Source organism: Aeromonas lusitana, assembly GCF_002812985.1.
GTDB classification, from domain to species: domain Bacteria; phylum Pseudomonadota; class Gammaproteobacteria; order Enterobacterales; family Aeromonadaceae; genus Aeromonas; species Aeromonas lusitana.
Genome location: NZ_PGCP01000005.1, coordinates 287,674 through 306,410, shown reverse-complemented (window position 1 = coordinate 306,410; position 18,737 = coordinate 287,674). Strand labels below are relative to the sequence as shown.

Here is an 18,737-nt window from a genome sequence, read left to right as displayed (position 1 = left end):
ACCATCGACAACGACAGCAAGGCGGGTGCCACGGGCACCGAGTTTGATGACAGCGTGACCATCACGGTGAACGGGGTGGGCGGCACGACGGCCAGCGACCAACTGATAGTGCGCATCGTGGACGACACCCCGACAGCCAATGATGAAAACGGCGGCAGCGTCACCGAAGACGTGGCGGGCAGTCTGGGTGGTAACGTGCTGAGCAATGATGCCTCCGGTGCCGATACCCCGGCTGCGTTCGTGGGCTGGACTGCGACCGGGCATAACAACAGCACCTCGGTCACGGCGCTCAGTACCTACGGTACCTTCGTGCAAAATGGCGACGGCAGCTGGACCTACGCGCTGGACAACAGCCGTGCGGCCACCCAGGCGCTGACGGCGGCGTTCAACCAGAGCTACGACGTCTGGTACACCATGAAGGATGCGGACGGGGATGAGAGCATCGCCAAGCTGACCATCACGGTCAAGGGGGCGAACGACACTTCCACCGTGGTGACGGCGGCAGCGACCGGTCCGGACCACCTGGTGTACGAGTCGGGCCTCAACCCGAGCGGCTCCAACGCGGCGGCCACCACCGAAACGGTGGCAGGCAGCTTCACGGTGTCGGCGTCGGACGGCATCCTGAACGTGGTGATAGGGGGCACGAGCTACACCCTGGCGCAACTGATTGCCTTCAACGGCAGCCAGAGCGTGAACACCGGGGAGGGGATACTGACCCTGCTGAGCTACAGCGGGGGAGCCAGTGGCGGGACGGTCAACTACAGCTACACCCTGAGCGCGACCATCGACAACGACAGCAAGGCGGGTGCCACGGGCACCGAGTTTGATGACAGCGTGACCATCACGGTGAACGGGGTGGGCGGCACGACGGCCAGCGACCAACTGATAGTGCGCATCGTGGACGACACCCCGACAGCAAACGATGATGCTGACAGTGCCACAGAGGGGGTATCCACCGCCGTCACCGGCAATGTCATTACCGGGGTAGGCACCACGGGGGGTAGCAGTGGTCCGGGTGTTGACGTCAAGGGCGCGGATAATGCTGCCGTCAGCCAGGTGGTTGGTTTCGGGGGGAGCATTGACAGCGACCCGACCGGTAACTTCACGGTCAACGGCCAATACGGCAACCTGACCATGGGGGTGGATGGTACATACAGCTACACCCTGACGGCGGCATCAGTGCCTGTCGGTGCAACGGATGTGTTTACCTACACGCTCAAGGACGGTGACAACGACACGGATCCGGCAACCCTGACGATCAATATCGCTCAGGATACCCGTATCCCCGTGCTGACTATCGGTAATGCAACCGTCGATGAAGAGGGGCTGCCGGCCCGCGCCGGTGAACCAGCGGGCAATGCGGCCAGTGGCAACTCCGAGATCTTCAACGGCAGCTTCAGCATCAACACGCAAGGTGAGAACCTCACTGCGCTGACCATAGGTGGTCAGGTGTACAACCTGGGGGCGGGGGGCAGCCAGACCCTGATCAACAATACGCAGGGGATGCTGGTCGTGACCGGGGTGAGCGGTCCAGTCTCGGGTGTGTTCACGGTGAACTACACCTATACGCTCAAAGACAACATTCTCACCCACAATGTGCAGGGCAATGCTGACACGGCCAATGGCCCGAGCTTCGTGGTTTCTGCCACGGACGCCAGCGGTGATGCAGGTACAGGTACCCTGCAGGTGGTCATCAGCGATGATGCGCCGATCGCCAATGGGGCGACCAATGCCGGCCAGGCGACTCAGGTCCAGAACACCAACCTGATGCTGATCCTCGATATCTCCGGCAGTATGGATGAATCATCTGGGTATCAGGGCATGAGCCGGTTGCAGGTTATGCAGAAATCCGCTCTGGAGCTGCTCGACAAGTACGATGCCTACGGCAATGTGATGGTCAACATCATCACCTTTGCCACCCTGGCATCCAACCCGACAGGGACCTGGGTGACTGTCGATGCGGCCAAGGCAATCATTCTTGGCCTTTCGTCAACCGATTCGACCAACTATGACGATGCGCTGAACGATGCCATCAATGCCTTCGCGGCGAGCAACAAGATCGTCGGAGCACAGAATGTCTCCTACTTCATGTCGGATGGCTTGCCCAATGCGAGTTCCGTCAGCAACCCCGCGACTGTACCCGATGGTTCAAACAGCTTTGGTGATGGCAGTGGCGTCAGTTCTGCCAACGAGAAGGACTGGACCGACTTCCTGACCGCGAACAACATCAACTCGTTCGCGCTTGGGATGGGGTCAGGGGCTACCCAGTCGGCACTCGATCCTATTGCTTACAACGGTGTGACCGGGGCAAGCCCGGCGAACACCTCTGCCGTAGTGGTGACCGACTTCAGCCAGTTGGCGGCCACATTGCTCAGCACAGTGGTGGCCCCACCATTGTCTGGACAACTGATCGATGGCGTAACGGCGAGCACGGGGGCGGATGGTGGCTGGATCAATGCCATCACGGTTGGAGGGATCACCTACACCTACAACCAGAAGACCGATGTCTCTGGTTTCAGCGGTGGAACCTCTGCCGGTACCTTCGATACAAGCACCAACGAATGGTCAATTTCGGTGGCTGGCGGCACCTTCAAAATTGATATGGATAACGGTCTGTATACCTACACGCCACCCTCTTCCATCCCTGTGGGAGGGATCAGTCAGGTCATCGGTTACAGCGTGATCGATAACGATGGAGATACGGCGTCCAGCACCTTGTCCCTCATCGTCAACCCGGCGATCGGGCCCACAGTGGTACGCGATGACTTCATCGTCACCAACCAGGATCCGTCGACCATCCCGGATTGGGCTTTGCTAGCCAATGATACCGGGCCGCTGGCTGCGACCCAGACGATCACTGGGGTCTCTGGGGCCGTGAGTGGCACTGTGACTGACAACGTGGGGTCGGTAACATTCGATGACACGTCTGGCAATATCACGCCTAATACCTATGAAGGGTCGTTCAACTACACCAACAGCACCACCACGGATACGGCCAAAGTATTCGTGGATGTGCAGAGTGGCTCGACGCTCACCGGGGGCTACCTCGACGAGATCCTGATTGGCGGGACAGGCAATGACACCATCAACGGCAATGCTGGCAATGATATCCTGCTCGGTGGTGCCGGCAACGATACCCTGAATGGAGGCGAGGGTAACGACATCCTGGTGGGCGGGGCGGGTAACGATACCCTGGATGGTGGGGCGGGCAATGACACTGCCAGCTACATCGATATCACGGGGGGGATTGGTGTCACCGTCATTGTTAATGGCAACAATCAGGCTACTGGCGGGGGCGGGACCGACAGTCTGAGCAACATGGAAAACCTGGTGGGTTCCATGTTCAACGACAACCTGACCGGTGATGGCAATGCCAACATCCTCAGTGGCCTGGCGGGTGACGACATCTTGGTTGGTGGCGGGGGAGATGATCTGCTGATCGGCGGTGCTGGTAGTGACACAATGACCGGCGGCACTGGCAAGGATACCTTCAAGTGGACGGCGGGAGATGCCGGTGGTACCGATACCATCAAGGACTTCACCACTGGGGCCAATGGGGATGTACTGGACTTGAGTGAACTGCTGAGCGGGGAGCACTCCAACGCAGCCAACCTGGATCAGTATCTTAACTTCGCGTCGGGTCCGGGTAGCAACAAATCGACCCTGACGATCGATCTGGATGGCTCGGGGAGTGGCAGCACGACCCACACCATCTTCTTCGACAGCGTGGATCTGACGGTCGGCAATACCCGAACCGACTCACAGATCATCCAAGACTTGCTGACCCAGGGCAATCTCAAGGTTGACCCATAATCAAACCATGGGGGCCGGGCTTGCCCGGTCCCTGTTATTTGATGACGAGGACGGCTAAGATAGCGGCAGTATCAGGAGTAGAGTCACCATGCAGTCATTTAATTGGGTCGACATCGATGGCATTCGCTATAGCTGGGATGGGCAGGACAATATCGTCTGCACCGGCCGTTTTGGCTATCAGGCCACGATGACAGGTGACAAGCTCAATGGCCTGGAGCTGGAGACGGAAGATGGCGAGGTAGCTGGGTCCCTCAATGTGGACTTTGCCGCATCGAACATCAGCTTCACGCCGGCAGAAGATGCCCCCATGCCTCACATGATGGTGCTGGTTGGCCATGAGTGGGGACAGCAGGAGTATTCGCTGCAGAGTCTCAATGACACTCCCTTGCAGGGGCTGCTCAGTCATGGGGATGAGTTGGACTGGAGTTCGCTGGCGATTGTCACGGCTCCCGAGCCCATGTCACCACCCCAAGGTCACGTTCTGTCGTGGGATTCATTCCACTTCGAGGACGATGCCCTGCTCGGTGTCCCGTCGACGGCTGCGGTGGCAACACGCCATGGCAGTCTGCAGGATGGCGAGATCAGCATCAACATCGACATGACCAACCAGGTGCTGGAGCAGATCCCCCCCTTGCACGATATATGAATCTCATTCGACGATGGGCATAATGACCTCAATCCAATCGATTGAGGTTTTTTCTATGTGGCGTCCTCTTCTTACCCTGTCTGCGCTGGTTGTCAGTGCTCCCTTGCTCGCCATTGAGGTGCCGCAGGCACCGCACTTGGTGGTCAGTGGCTACGCCGAGCAGAAGGCCGAACCCGACATGCTGACCCTCAACGTCGCCGTGACCGCGCTGGAGAAGCAGGGCATCAAGGCCAAGCAGCAGGTAGATACCAAGGTGGCGGCCTTCTTCGGTCAGCTGGAGAGCCTCGGCATCAAGCGCAGCGACGTGGAAGCCGGCAATCTGGTGATCTCCCCCGAGTACCAATATCCCCAGAACAAGCAGCCCGAGATGGTGGGCTACCGTGCCCAGCGCCAGCTCTCCGTCAAACTCTATCAGCTCGACAAGCTGAGCCAGCTGATGGATACCGCCCTCAAGGCCGGGCTGGAGTCCGTCTCCCAGATTGAGTACGGCCTGAAGTCACCTCAGGTCATCAAGGAGCAGGCCCGTCTGGGCGCCGTGGCTGATGCCACCAGTAAGGCGGAGTCCCTGGCCAAGGCGTTTGGCATGAAGCTGGGCAAGGTCTACAGCGTGGAGTATCGCAACAACTCCCCGGTGCCCATCTATAGCCGGGCCATGAAGGCCGCCGCCGCGCCTGCCGCCGATATGGTGGAGAACAGCTACCAACAGCAGCAGATCAGCATCACGGATAACGTGGAAGCCGTGTTCCTGCTGGAATAACGACCTGGCCTGCGGGCCTGTTTAAAGTGCAATCCAACAAGCCCGTGGCTCATCACCCCGGGCTTTTGTGTATGGGTATTTTATCGCTGACAGCAATGGGGGCGCGGCGCCAGGGCAGAAGAGCAACAGATAGCCGCGGCAGGCACAAGAGAGTGCTTGCAGGGGGATGAACTAGCGCGGGATATAAGTGTCGGTTCAGGAGGGGAAGGAATAGAAAATGCCGGTCATTGACCGGCATTTGCGTAACAGGAGCGGGGCGGCTTAGCCCAGGGTGGGGGCGACAGGACTCCGACCCTTGAGCTTGAACTGATAGCCGATGGCCAGTACCAGCAGCCAGACCGGGATCAGCATCACCGAGATCTCCATGCCCGGGGTCAGGTACATGATGACCAGGATGGCGGCCATGAAGGCGAGGCAGAGGTAGTTACCGAACGGGTACCAGAACGCCTTGAACTTGGGCTCCACCCCTTCGGCCTGCTTGGCCTTGCGGAACTTGAGGTGGGCCAAGCTTATCATGGCCCAGTTGATGACCAGGGCGGAGACTACCAGCGCCATCAGCAGGCCAAAGGCCTTGCCCGGCATCAGGTAGTTGATCAGCACGCACAACAGGGTAGCGGCGGCGGAGACCGAGAGGGCGACCAGCGGCACACCGCTCTTGTTGGTCTTGAGCAGGCTGCGCGGGCCATTGCCCTGCTTGGCCAGGCCAAACAGCATGCGGCTGTTGCAGTAGACACAGCTGTTGTAGACCGAGAGCGCGGCGGTCAGCACCACTATGTTGAGCACGGTGGCCACCAGGTTGCTGTCCAGCGCGTGGAAGATCATCACGAACGGGCTGCCGCCTTCCACCACTTTACCCCAGGGGTAGAGGGACATCAGCACCGCCAGGGCGCCGATATAGAAGATCAGGATGCGGTAGATCACCTGGTTGGTGGCCTTGGGAATGCTCTTCTCGGGATCGTCGGCTTCCGCCGCCGTGATGCCGACCAGCTCCAGACCGCCGAACGAGAACATGATCACCGCCATGGCCATCACCAGTCCGTTGATGCCGTTGGGGAAGAAGCCGCCCTGGTCCCACAGGTTGGTCACGCTCGCCTCGGGGCCAGCGCCGCCGGAGAACAGCAGGTAGCCGCCAAAGCCAATCATGCCGACGATGGCCACCACCTTGATGATGGCAAACCAGAACTCCATCTCGCCGAACGCCTTGACGTTGCTGAGGTTGATGGCGTTGATCAGCACGAAGAAGAAGGCCGCCGACATCCAGGTCGGGATCTCGGGCCACCAGTACTGCACATAGATTCCGACCGCCGTCAGTTCGGCCATGCTCACCAGTACATAGAGTACCCAGTAGTTCCAGCCGGAGGCGAAACCGGCGAAGTCACCCCAGTACTTGTAGGCAAAGTGACTGAAGGAGCCCGCTACCGGCTCTTCCACCACCATCTCGCCGAGCTGGCGCATGATGAGGAAGGCGATGAAGCCGCCGATGGCGTAGCCGAGCAGCACAGAGGGGCCCGCCATCTTGATGGTCTGGGCAATACCGAGGAACAGGCCGGTACCGATGGCACCGCCCAATGCGATAAGCTGAATGTGGCGGTTTTTAAGGCCGCGTTTCAGCTCTCCGCCTTGTTGTTGAAGATCCATTCTTCCGTCCTTACGTCGCTGAAGTCACTGGTCTGTCGCCCCGTCCACCCTTGCACTTCCTGTGCCCCGGCGCGGCACTCTGTGCCGAAAACGTGACGAAATCCGTATTAATTTCGTTACGGTGTGCCGCGTATCGTTTTTTATAGCGGCTACCAACCCGAGCAGAATAGTGATAATCGACCGCCAACGCACCTGTTTTCCTCGTCATCGGCGCGTTTTTTGCGGTCAAGGCAGGTTTTTTATGATCTGGGAAGGGGTTTTGGGAGTGGTTGCTGGTTTTGCGGGCGATTGGTTTTTGGGTGATTGACCTTGCTTGAATCCTGTGTCCTATTGTCGGTTTTCTTCATGAAAGGACTCATTGTGGTCGAACGAATTGCCGTAGGCCTGCTGCTTGCCGCGCTCTGGCTCGGGATCTGGCTCTCTCCCATCTTGCTGACCATGGCCGCGGCCTGCCTCATGGTCTGGGGCTGGCAGGGGGCGGATTATCTGGTGGCCAACATCCTCATGGTGCTGATGCTGGCCGCCGGCATTGGCCTGGTGCCCGCCTGCTGGCTGAGTGAGCGGGTACGCAAGGGACCCGGTCTGCTGACCCTGCATGGCTGGCTGATGAACAATCGGGAGCTCAACAAGCCCGGCTCCCGTCCCCTCCTATAAACGACATGACGCCGGGATCTCTCCCGGCGTCATTGTTGCCCCGTTTTGATGTTCATTTATATTGCCACCATGCCATTTGATGGCGCTTAATACTGCCAACGGTGCTTTTATCAGCACAGCTGGCGACGCAATCCGGTGGCCTCCAGGATCTTGGCGCTGATCTCCTCCACCGAGTGAGAGCTGGTATCGAGGAAACGGATCGCCTCCTGACGAAACAGCCGCTCCACGCTCATCAACTCCTGCTCGCACTGCTCAAGGGATGAATAACGGCTGTTGGCCCGGCGCTGGTTGCGGATCTCGTGCAGCCGCTGGGGCGCTATGGTGAGGCCGAACAGCTTGTGGCGATTGGCCTTGAGGGGCGCAGGCAGTTCGAGCGAGCCCATGTCCTGCTCGATGAAGGGGTAGTTGGCGGCGCGAATGCCAAATTGCAGCGCCAGGTAGAGGCTGGTCGGCGTCTTGCCGCAGCGGGAGACCCCGATGAGGATGATGTCCGCCTCGTCATACTCCCGGGTGGTGATGCCGTCGTCGTTGGTGAGGGCGAAGTTCACCGCCTCGATGCGATCGTCATAGAGCTTGCGGTTCTCCATGCCGTGGGTGCGATGAAGCCTGGGCTCGGCCTTGATGCCGAGCTCTTGCTCGAGCGGGCTCACGAAGGTGTTGAGAAAGTCGTGGCTGCTGGCCTGGGCCTTGAGTACCTCTTCGCGCACTTGCGGGTCGACTATGGTGTGAAACAGGATGGGGCGCACCCCGGTCTGGCGAAACTGCTCGTCGATGCGCATCCGCACCTGGCGAGCCTTCTCCTGGGTCTCCACGAAGGGGATGGTCACCTGTTCAAACACCAGGGGAAACTGGCTCAAGACGGCGTGACCGAACACCTCGGCCGTGATGGCGGTGCCATCGGATACATAAAATACGGTGTGCACAGCGGACTCCTGTGATGTGCGAGGGCAGGGGAGTGGCATTCAGTATCTCTCGAAACCATACCCGTTTTGTCAACCGGTCTGCCATGCCCAAGTTGTGAACTTGCTTGCAAACCTGAGTCGTTACCTTTTTGTGTCGGTATTGTAGAATGCCTGTGTCAAGCGGCCATCCCCAAATCTTGCAGGGGATTTTTTTGACAATAAGTAGAAAACGTTTTCATGGTCGTTGGCAAGCACACACCAACAAAAACACATGATTTGGCACAGCAGGTGCGTTGACACCCTGGCCCACCAACCTGGAGACATGCAAATGCAACAGTACGTACTCTGGTACGAACAGCTCGGTATGCAGGACGTAGAGCGCGTCGGCGGCAAGAATGCATCCCTTGGCGAGATGATCAGCAACCTCTCCGGTGCCGGTGTATCCGTGCCCGGCGGTTTTGCGACCACCGCCTTTGCGTTTAACGAGTTTCTGGAGTTAAGCGGCCTCAACGGCAAGATCCACGACCTGCTCGACAGCCTGGACGTGGACGACATCGCCGCCCTCAACAAGGCCGGTCAGCAGATCCGCGACTGGGTGGTGGAAGCTCCCTTCCAGCCAGCGCTGGAGCAGGCCGTGCGCGCCGCCTATGACAAGCTGAGTGCGGGTCTCGAGGCCTCCTTTGCGGTGCGCTCTTCCGCCACCGCCGAAGACATGCCGGATGCCTCCTTCGCCGGTCAGCAGGAGACCTTCCTCAACGTGCGCGGCATCGATTCCGTCATGACCGCCATCAAGCATGTGTTTGCCTCCCTGTTCAACGATCGCGCCATCTCTTACCGGGTGCATCAGGGATACGATCACAAGGGCGTGGCGCTCTCGGCCGGGGTGCAGCGCATGGTGCGCTCGGATCTCGCCGCCTCCGGCGTCATGTTCACCCTGGACACCGAATCCGGTTTCAACGACGTGGTCTTCATCACCGGCAGCCAAGGCCTTGGCGAGATGGTGGTGCAGGGCGCCGTCAACCCGGACGAGTTCTATGTACACAAACCGACCCTCAAGGCCGGCCGTCCCGCCGTGGTACGCAAGACTTTGGGATCCAAGCTTATCAAGATGACCTACTCGGACGATGCCGGTCACGGCCGTCAGGTGAAGATCGTCGACACCTTGGATGTCGAGCGCAACCGCTTCTGCATCACGGATGACGAGGTGATGGCACTCGCCAAGCAGGCGCTCATCATAGAACAGCATTACGGCCGCCCGATGGACATCGAGTGGGCCAAGGATGGTCAGGACGGCCAGCTCTATATCGTCCAGGCCCGCCCCGAGACGGTGCGCAGCCGCCAGGAGGCGAACACGCTCGAACGTTTTGCACTGAAACAATCCGGCAAGGTGCTGATCGAAGGGCGCGCCATCGGCCACAAGATAGGCTCGGGCCCGGCGCGGGTCATCTCCTCCATCAGCCAGATGGATGAGGTGCAGCCCGGCGATGTGCTGGTCACCGACATGACTGATCCGGATTGGGAGCCCATCATGAAGCGGGCCTCCGCCATCGTCACCAACCGCGGTGGCCGCACCTGTCACGCCGCCATCATAGCCCGTGAGCTCGGGATCCCGGCCGTGGTGGGCTGTGGCGACGCCACCGACCATATCGAAGATGGCCGTCTCATCACCGTCTCTTGCGCCGAAGGTGACACCGGCTTCATCTACGACGGTGAGCTCGACTTCGATGTGGCGGTGACCGAGGTGGGCAACATGCCGCGCCTGCCCATCAAAGTCATGATGAACGTCGGCAACCCGGATCGGGCCTTCGACTTCGCCCAGTTGCCGAACGCCGGTGTGGGCCTGGCTCGTCTCGAGTTCATCATCAACCGCATGATAGGGGTTCACCCCAAGGCGCTGCTGGAGTTTGACAAGCAGAGCCCTGAGCTCAAGGCCACCATCACCAAGATGATCGCGGGCTACGATAGCCCCCGTGAATACTATGTGGCCAAGCTGAGCGAGGGGATTGCCACCCTGGCCGCCGCCTTCTGGCCGGAGCGGGTCATAGTGCGGATGTCGGACTTCAAGTCCAACGAGTACGCGAACCTGGTGGGTGGCCGTGGTTACGAGCCCCACGAAGAGAACCCCATGATAGGTTTCCGCGGCGCCTCCCGTTACATCGCCGACAGCTTCCGCCCCTGCTTCGCCCTGGAGTGCGAGGCGATGAAGCGGGTGCGCGATGGCATGGGCCTGACCAACGTCGAGGTGATGATCCCCTTCGTGCGCACCGTGGGTGAAGCGGAGCAGGTGGTGGAGATCCTGGCGGAGAACGGCCTGCGCCGTGGCGAGCGGGGCCTCAAAGTCATCATGATGTGCGAGCTGCCCTCCAACGCCCTGCTGGCGGATCAGTTCCTGCAGCACTTCGATGGCTTCTCCATCGGCTCCAACGACATGACCCAGCTCACCCTGGGGCTGGACCGGGATTCCGGCCTCATCGCCCACCTGTTTGATGAGCGCAACGAGGCGGTCAAGGCGCTGTTGTCCATGGCCATCCAGGCCGCCCGCAAGGCCGGCAAGTATGTGGGGATCTGCGGTCAGGGCCCGTCCGATCACCCGGACTTCGCCGCCTGGTTGGTCGAGCAGGGTATAGATTCGGTATCCCTCAACCCGGATACAGTCGTCGATACCTGGCTCTATCTGGCCGAGCAACACAAGGCCGGTTGAACCCCTCGTCATCCTGCTTGAGAAACACAATGGCGCCCACAAGGGCGCCATTTTATTTGGCTAAATACGCGAGTATTATTTTATTGGCAGAGGCTGCCCATATCCGGCCCTATTTCCACTTGTCGTACGCCATCAGTTTGCAAGAGCGCCACAAATAGCAAAATACCCCGCATCGCTTGAAATGACAGCCAGTCTCGTGAATGACCAGTTTCCCTCTGATGGGGACGATATCGAGTGGATATTAACCTGTCCGATACCCACAACGCATTTTCAATCCTTGCGTCACAGCGTCGTCTTTCTTTTCGACATGCGGCTCTGGTCGTCACCGCATATAAAACACGCAGACGCTAGTGCACCTAATAAATGCGTTCTCCGGCGTCACTCAATGCATTTTCTGCACTGATACATATGCTGCATGCACCTTTAGCGCGGTAACCGAGGTGTGATTTTTGTACGTTTTAAGAGCATTCACTCCATCACAATCATTAACAAAAATAATATTTTTAGTGTTTTATTCTGTATAAAAACGTTGCCTAGTGATTAAGTCTGCCTCGTACGAGGCCTTTCGGCTCGGCAAAAACCTATTATCTCATTGTTTTTAATGCAAATTGTGCCGCATAAAAAGATATTATTTTATTATCATTAATTCACGCAGTGATTCTGTGAGAATACCGTCGTTCAGCCTGAGTCAGATCATTGGGCTGGTAATGACGGAGCACAGTGAGTGTGTCGGAACGTCAGTTACTGGTTAACACGGAGGCTGGTCATGCTTGAATTTGAATTGATAAGAGAACGCTCAGTAGCAGAGTATTTGATCAATAAGGACGGGAGTATCATCGTCGATCTACACAATGGCACCTTCACCTTTCGCCATTTTGCCGGAACGCAGCAGTCACAGGTGATCAGAATGGGAACAAGAGAAGCCGGAGTATTGCGATATCTGGTCAGTAACAGTGGTTATCTGGTATCCAAGGATGAAATCCTTAATAGCGTATGGCGTGGAAGAATCGTGTGTGAAAACACGGTTTCAGTGGCACTGTCCAATCTCAGGAAATTATTGCGCAGGGTAGATCCGGATTGTCGTTGCCTGGTGACGGTAGCTCGAGCCGGTTACATATTTTATCCCTACCGGTCGGGGTTCATCATAGAAGGTAGCTATGACAGAAAGAACAGATAGCCTGCGCTTTGAATATATCAAGCATACCCTTGAGCCGATTGTTGCATTCGATACGGGAGAGATATTGTCATTTGAGGTTGTCTCGTTCTCGGAAAATCGGACCTTATTGGATAAAGAGTATTTAAGCGATACCAATTACGCCAACCAACTTCTGTTATTCACCCGTCAACTGGAGTTCTTCCAGAAAATAAATCAACATGACAATGGTCTCTATCATTCCCTCTTCATCAATGCCGGGCCTTGTCTCTTCAACAATAAAATATCGTGGGGAGATTTCATCCCCTTTATATTCCATTTCAGGATCAACATCGGTTTTGACATGCAAAGTATCGTGAGCGGCCTGCCGGAGCCGGTCTCCCGTGTCATGGCACAGCTCAGAGAGTGCGGGGTGAAGTTCTGGATCAAGGATGTTGATGAGGGCGTACAGAGGTTGCCTGCCGAGTTGCTAGCGCTGTTTGATGGCATCAAGATAGGAAAGCAGTTTTTTTGGCAGTGCTTTAACCGGCGAGATAGCGCCTTTATTCGGTGTGCCTCGGCCGCATGGGGTGATAAATACGTCATCGTCGAGGGGGTGGAAAACAAGCATCATCTCTCTTTTGTCAGGGCGCAGGGGATTGCTCAGGGCCAGGGATTTCATTGGCGGGCCAAATTGGCGCGGCAGGCCATCTGGCATTGATGATTTAAAGCATCCTCTTTTTAAATCGAGTTACCACAGTCCCTTGATTGGTATGCATAGCGTATATCGACGGCTTATGCCTCTGCGATCCTATCGAAGGGGGTGGAATAGACTATCGACGGTTATGCCACCAACCACTCGGGCGGGATAATAGCACCATGCCTGGTCGATATATTGATACTCAAAGATGAGGGGAAGAGTAAGGGGGCCATCGGCCCCCTTGATCATTTCGCATGTCCCTATTCAGGGCGTCGCTTACTTGGGCTGCTGCTGGGCGCCGGCCAGCTCTACCTGCACATTCAACCCTTCCTGCTTGAGCTGGGTCGCGATGGCGTTGAGATCCGTGCCTGGCTTGGCCTCCAGCAGGGCGATGCCGCCGCTGCTCTGCTTGAAGCGCAGGCCGTGGCGGCTGGCCAGTGCCTTGGCCGCAGGCTCCTCGGCTTCGACCAGCAGGGTGCCGCTGACGATGAGCTCAGGGCTTGCGACCCCCTGCAACAAGATGTCACCGCTGCGCAGGCTGGGTTGCACCGCCTTGCCGTCCAGGCTGCGGGCGACCCGCTTCTTGCTGCCGTTATCCGGCGTGAGGTAGGTCTGACCGTTCACCTCTATGGTGCGGTACTGTTTGCCATCGACCATCACGGATTCGTCGGCCGTGGCCGAAACGGAGACCGAGGCCAGCAGGCTTGCCAGGGCAAGGCTGAGTACGCTGTGTTTCATGTTGTGACTCCTGTGCACGTTAGAGGGGGGCTGCGTCATGGCCGATCACCTTGAGTGACCAGTTGAGCAGTTGACCCGGCTGGCTGTTGTTGCGCTCGGTCAGGGTGCTGCGCGCATTGGTGCCGCGATTGAGCAAGGAGACCTGACGGGTGCCGCTGGCGACGTCGGTCACCGCCAGTTGCCACTCACCCTCGGCGGATTCCCCGTAGAACTTGTGGGAGAGCATGCGCATGTCGCGCAGCCCCTTGGTGCGCACGTATCCCAGCTGTTGCCGGTCGAGGGATTGCCCCACCAGGCTGTTGTTGGGGTTGAGCAGCACGCTGCGGGTGCCGGACGGGGAGACCAGCTCGATCAGCAAGTCAGGCAGACGCTGGTGATCCAGGGTGACCAGCACCTGTACCGCTTCCACTATCAGCGGCTGAGTGACCTGGGTGCTGGAGGTGGTCGGGCTGCTGCCCAGATCCGGGATGGCGCCCGCGGCGCGATCCTGCACCGTCACCTTCTGCCAGGGCAACTGTACCAGCGGCGGCAGGGGAGTGTGAGTGGCGGCGCTCGTCAGAGCCTTGTTCACATCGATGAGGCCAAAGCCATAGGTCGGGTTGAACCAGACCCCGGCAGCGTTGCGCTCCCAGCCTTCCAGCCCAATCACCTGGCGTTGTTGGCCGTTGGCGGCCCTGTAACTCAGCTGCACCGGGGCCTGATTGGCGTCGATGCGGGTGGCGTTGCGTGCCAGCAGATCCCGCAGATCCCGCACCGACAGATCCGGATAGGCCGACATCAGCAGCGCCATGGCGCCGGCGGTGTTCGGAGTGGCCGAGGAGGTGCCGTTCATGGTGCCGTTGTAGTCGCAGCTGGCATCCAGCGCCGGGTTGCCGTGCAGCCGGTTGGTGCTGGGATCGTCTACCCGGTTGTAGCCCATGTCACAGCCGGGCAGATCGGTGGTCACCATGGCCGGGGAGGCGGTGCCGTACTCGCCGCCCGGGGCCGTCAGGAACACGTTGCTGCCGACGCTCGAGTAGGAGGATCGCACGCCGTCCGCGTTGCTGGCACTGACCACCAGGTTCCAGAAGTTGCTGTTGGAGGGATCGATATTGCTGTTTTCAAACGGCAATCTCAGCTCGCCGCCGGTGCGGTTGAGCACATAGTTGCCGGCGGCGATGCGGCTAAAGCCGTTGCCCGCCGCCTTGATATAGGCCGCCCCTTGCTCCTTTTGGGTCATCTGCTCGAACAGGCGATCGAGTTGCACCTGATCCAGGCCGTTGGCCCCCTGCGGGTCGACCAGGCTCATGCCGTAGCTCTGGTTGAAGACACGGTTGTCACTGCTCGCCTGGCTGCTGCCGAGGGCATAGAGCCAATCTTGCTGTAACTGTTGGCTGTTGTCGTCGAGCAGGTTGAAGCCCTGCAACTGGGCGCGGGGCGCCACGCCCCGGGTGCCGATGGCGTTGTCCACCGCGGCTATGATGCCGGAGACGGAAGTGCCGTGGGCGCTGTCAGGATCGGTCGGGGTCGGATCATTGCTGCCGGTCACCACGTTCTTGGAGCCGGGGCGAATGTTGTCCGCCAGATCCGGGTGGGCGATGGCCAGACCATCGTCAACCACGGCCACGTTGATACCCTGGCCGAGCACAGAGGTGCGGTGGGCCCACCAGAGGTTGAGGTCATTGCCCGCCACGCCGCCACGGGCACTGAAGGAATTCTGACCGCTGTTGAGCAGGTGCCACTGCTGGTCCTGCAGAGGGTTGATGCCGGGCAGGCAGCGCTCTGCGCTGGTGCGGCCGGTATCCAGGTTGGCTTCTCTGCCGGTGAGGGGGGTACAAGTCTCTGCTGCCTGAACCGAAGCGACCGGCAGGGCCGAGAGCAGGGCCGTGATTGCCAACGCTAGTGATGTTTTTCTCATTGATAAACTCCATCTTAAGGGCGCACCGTCCGAGGTGCGATGGCATCTATACAGGAGAAATAACGATTCAAAAGGCTCTCGATTCAAGAGTTGTGAAGGGGTTCATACAAATCTCAAATAAGCCCATATGGGGGTATAAACGGGACGGAGATCATGTTTTATTGAGAGCTATTCGCATCCATCGCTAGTGATCTTTTTGTCTATAGATCACCCTGTTTTTAACGCCCTCCGAGGGGCTGTCGCCCTGACCCCCTCCGGGAAGCTGTTGCTTTGCGCGATCCCTGTTAAGGTAGCGACAGGCAGGTTAACAGGATGGATTCATGACCCTATTGCAGTGGCACTCGGCCAGGCTGGCCCTTCACGCCAATCGTTCCCTCTTCATTCCCGAACTGACCCTCTGCCCGGGGCAGTGCTGGGCCTTCGTCGGCAGCAACGGCAGCGGCAAGACGGCGCTGGCCGCTGCCATGTGTGGTGAACTCGCCCTGCACTCGGGGCAGACCCAGGGGCAAGTGGCGGCGGTGCGCCTGTCGTTCGAGTCCCAGCAACGGCTCAGCGAGCAGGATTATCAGCGGCGCAACACCGACATGCTGGGGGAAGAGGAGGAGGCGGGCTATCAGGTGTCCAGCCTGATGCTGGAGCAGGGCGGTGACGAGGAGCAGGCCCTGGCCCTGCTGGCGTGCTTTGGCATAGCCGCGCTCTGGGATCGCCCCTACCGCTATCTCTCGAGCGGTGAGGGGCGCAAGTTGCTGCTGGCCCGCGCCCTGCTGTCCAGGCCCGAGTTGCTGGTGCTGGACGAACCGTTCGACGGGCTGGATCAGGGCTCGCGCCACGAGCTGATGGCGTTGCTGGCCCAGCTGGTTGGGGAGGGGCAGAGACTGGTGGTGATCGTCAACCGCTTCGACGAGATACCCCCGTTCGCGAGCCACCTGGGTCTGCTCGGGGATCTTAATCTGCTGCTGACAGGGGAGCGAGGGCAGGTGCTCGGCAGTCAGGAGGTGGCCCAGCTGGCGCGGGCCGAAGCCGTCAATCCCAGCTTGCCGCCCCCCCTGACGGCGCCGATCCCCTTGCCTGCCGGCCCCCGAGTCGAGATGCGCAAGCTGAGGGTCGCCTACGGGGAGCAAGTCGTCATCGATGGGCTCGACTGGACCATAGAACCTGGCCAGCACTGGCAGCTGGTCGGGCCGAACGGCGCCGGCAAGTCGACCCTGCTCTCCCTCATCACAGGGGATCACCCGCAAGGGTACAGCAACGATCTGCATCTGTTCGGGGTGCGCCGGGGCAGCGGCGAGAGCATCTGGGAGATCAAGCGCCACATCGGGCTGGTGAGCCCGGCCCTGCACCTGGACTATCGCGTCAACGGCTCGGTGCAGACGGTGATCCTGTCGGGCTTTTACGACTCCATCGGCCTCTACACCCGGCCAGGGGATCGCCAGCTGGCGCTCGCCAACCAGTGGCTGACCCTGCTCGGGCTCGGCAGTCAGGGGTCGCTGCCGTTTCACAGCCTCTCCTTCGGCCAGCAGCGGTTGGTGCTCATCGCCCGCGCCCTGGTCAAGCATCCGCCCCTGCTCATCCTGGACGAGCCGCTGCAGGGGCTGGATCCTCTCAACCGCCACCTGGTACGCGCCCTGGTGACGCGCCTCATCGGCGAAGGCACCCAGCTGCTGTTTGTCTCCCATCATGCCGAGGATGCGCCCCCTGGTCTCACCCACCGCCTGAGCTTCGTGCCCAACGGCCGGGGCGGTTATGACTATGTGCAGGAATCGCTGGGGGAGGGTTAATGCCCCAGGGCGGATATCATCCACACGAGTCAGCAAAACGGCGCCATAGGGCGCCGTTTTTTATGGGTTACGAGCTGGATACCGAGCCGTGGCCCTATTCAGGCAAGAGCCCTTGCTGGCGGATAAGCCCGGCCAGGCTAGCTGCTATGCCGTCGTGTTCGGCGGCGGTGGGGTGCCAGAGGCAGCCTGAGTTCTCGGATCGCATCTGCTCGATGAGCACAGGGGGCTCCCCCAGCAGGGCGAGCTGTTGCTGCAACCGGGCCAGGGTCTGGTTCAGCCGGTCGTGGGGCCAGAGGTATTGGCCCATGAGTATGATGGGGGGACTGTCGTAGCGTTGGCGCAGATCCCGCAGCAGCTCGACATAGCCATCGATCCAGGCCTGCTGGAAGGCTTCCTGATCCGGCCAGGGCTCCTGGGGCTGCAGCTCGGAGCTGAAGTCATTGGTGCCGACTTCGACGACGATGAGCGCTGGGTGCTGGCTCTCGAAATCCGTGCCGCCCTGATAGACGGCGCCGGCCTTGTCCAGGTAATGGGGCAAGGCGTGGTGGGGCTGGTTGCCGCCCCAGTTGCGCAAGAGCCCGAGCCCCGAGTAGGAGACCTGGCTATGAGTGGCCCCGAGCAGAGCCGCCGTCTTGGCCGGGAAGGCGAGCCTGGCGTTGGAGCTGTTGAGATTCTCCTCCCAACTGCATTCGCGTTTGTTCGACTCGCTGCCCATGCCGGCGCTGATGGAGTCACCGACAAACAGCAGGTGGGGCTTTTGCTGCCAGATGGCGCTCACCACTCCGTCGGTGATCAGGGCATCCAGGGTCAGCATGGCGTCATAGGTCTCGGTGCGCTTGACCAGTTCGACCTTCACCGAGCGAGATGCCTGCCACTGCAGCAGGGGATAGGTGTGCATGCCCTGGCCGGTCTTGATAACGCCTTGCAACTGGCCGTCTAGCAGCAGATCGAACTGGCTCTGCTGGCCGTCCATGGCGATGGCAAGCTCCCGTCCCTCGAAGCGAAATATGAGCCGGGTCGCCGGCCAGTTGAGCCGCACGTCCTGCTTGACCCAGTCGCGCACTATGCGCCCCTCGTAATTGAGGCGATGATCCGTGGCTTCAATGCGGGCGGCCTGTGCCTCGGCGGCCAGCCCCATGGCGGCGAGCAGGAGGAGTCCTTTCACTGTCTTCATGCTGATCCCTGTGCTGTGTGTTGGATTGATACGGCAGGGCGCGCCCCGATACCAGATCCGCTCCCGCACACGACGGGAAGCGATCAGGCCGGTGTCATAGTCGCTGCCATTTGGCGCCCAAGAAGTGGGCGCCGAATGAAGATAGATGGAGAGGTGCTGTGCATAAAAGCAGCATCGTCAGGATCTGTGGGGGCCATCAAACTTTTT

General features: G+C 59.6%; 13 protein-coding genes. 8 read left to right on the top strand and 5 right to left on the bottom strand.

The genetic code is table 11. The features are described 5' to 3' along the window. The 3 genes from CUC44_RS06300 to CUC44_RS06290 all read left to right on the top strand — a co-directional run. A partial coding sequence (locus tag CUC44_RS06300; RefSeq protein ID WP_157812750.1) for a beta strand repeat-containing protein occupies nt 1–3,813 on the top strand: 3,813 nt, incomplete at its 5' end. Nucleotides 3,814–3,901: 88 nt separating this feature from the next. Then, on the top strand, nt 3,902–4,459 hold the full coding sequence (locus CUC44_RS06295) for a hypothetical protein (RefSeq protein ID WP_100859115.1): 558 nt from the start codon (nt 3,902–3,904) through the stop codon (nt 4,457–4,459). 55 nt (nt 4,460–4,514) lie between these two features. Further along, nucleotides 4,515–5,216, top strand: coding sequence for an SIMPL domain-containing protein (locus CUC44_RS06290; protein ID WP_167388802.1), 702 nt, complete (start codon nt 4,515–4,517; stop codon nt 5,214–5,216). 261 nt (nt 5,217–5,477) lie between these two features. On the opposite strand, the gene CUC44_RS06285 is transcribed toward CUC44_RS06290, so the two are convergent. Further along, nucleotides 5,478–6,854 (bottom strand): amino acid permease, encoded by a 1,377-nt coding sequence (locus CUC44_RS06285; protein WP_100859114.1) that lies wholly within the window; start codon nt 6,852–6,854, stop codon nt 5,478–5,480. A 345-nt stretch (nt 6,855–7,199) separates the two neighbouring features. Here CUC44_RS06285 and CUC44_RS06280 point away from each other — a divergent pair, with 345 nt between their 5' ends. Next, on the top strand, nt 7,200–7,508 hold the full coding sequence (locus tag CUC44_RS06280) for a hypothetical protein (protein WP_167388801.1): 309 nt from the start codon (nt 7,200–7,202) through the stop codon (nt 7,506–7,508). A 110-nt stretch (nt 7,509–7,618) separates the two neighbouring features. Here the strand turns inward: CUC44_RS06280 and ppsR are convergent, their stop codons facing one another. Beyond that, a complete protein-coding gene (ppsR, locus tag CUC44_RS06275; RefSeq protein WP_100859113.1) occupies nt 7,619–8,431 on the bottom strand; it encodes a posphoenolpyruvate synthetase regulatory kinase/phosphorylase PpsR in 813 nt (270 codons plus the stop codon). A 307-nt stretch (nt 8,432–8,738) separates the two neighbouring features. On the opposite strand from ppsR, the gene ppsA reads away from it, so the two are divergent. The 3 genes from ppsA (at nt 8,739) to CUC44_RS06260 (ending at nt 12,964) form a co-directional block, all read left to right on the top strand. After that, complete coding sequence (ppsA, locus tag CUC44_RS06270; protein WP_100859112.1) at nt 8,739–11,111, top strand: phosphoenolpyruvate synthase; 2,373 nt, start codon at nt 8,739–8,741, stop codon at nt 11,109–11,111. A gap of 766 nt (nt 11,112–11,877) precedes the next feature. Then, on the top strand, nt 11,878–12,288 hold the full coding sequence (locus CUC44_RS06265) for a winged helix-turn-helix domain-containing protein (protein ID WP_167388799.1): 411 nt from the start codon (nt 11,878–11,880) through the stop codon (nt 12,286–12,288). Then, nucleotides 12,269–12,964, top strand: a complete 696-nt coding sequence (locus CUC44_RS06260) for an EAL domain-containing protein (RefSeq protein WP_100859111.1) — start codon at nt 12,269–12,271, stop codon at nt 12,962–12,964. Before CUC44_RS06265 ends, CUC44_RS06260 begins: the two co-directional genes overlap by 20 nt. Nucleotides 12,965–13,219: 255 nt before the next feature. Here the strand turns inward: CUC44_RS06260 and CUC44_RS06255 are convergent, their stop codons facing one another. Continuing rightward, nucleotides 13,220–13,681: a serine protease chaperone gene (locus CUC44_RS06255; RefSeq protein WP_100859110.1), complete on the bottom strand. Its 462-nt coding sequence runs from the start codon at nt 13,679–13,681 to the stop codon at nt 13,220–13,222. A 19-nt stretch (nt 13,682–13,700) separates the two neighbouring features. Then, nucleotides 13,701–15,578 (bottom strand): serine protease Asp, encoded by a 1,878-nt coding sequence (gene asp, locus CUC44_RS06250; protein ID WP_100859109.1) that lies wholly within the window; start codon nt 15,576–15,578, stop codon nt 13,701–13,703. A gap of 320 nt (nt 15,579–15,898) precedes the next feature. Between asp and modF the strand changes: the two genes are divergently transcribed. Continuing rightward, nucleotides 15,899–17,356 carry a molybdate ABC transporter ATP-binding protein ModF gene (gene modF, locus CUC44_RS06245; RefSeq protein WP_100859108.1) on the top strand — a complete coding sequence of 486 codons (1,458 nt, stop codon included), beginning with the start codon at nt 15,899–15,901 and terminating at the stop codon, nt 17,354–17,356. 94 nt (nt 17,357–17,450) lie between these two features. Here modF and CUC44_RS06240 read toward each other — a convergent pair whose 3' ends face one another. Continuing rightward, nucleotides 17,451–18,530, bottom strand: a complete 1,080-nt coding sequence (locus CUC44_RS06240) for an SGNH/GDSL hydrolase family protein (protein WP_100859107.1) — start codon at nt 18,528–18,530, stop codon at nt 17,451–17,453. Between the last annotated feature and the right edge of the window lie 207 nt (nt 18,531–18,737).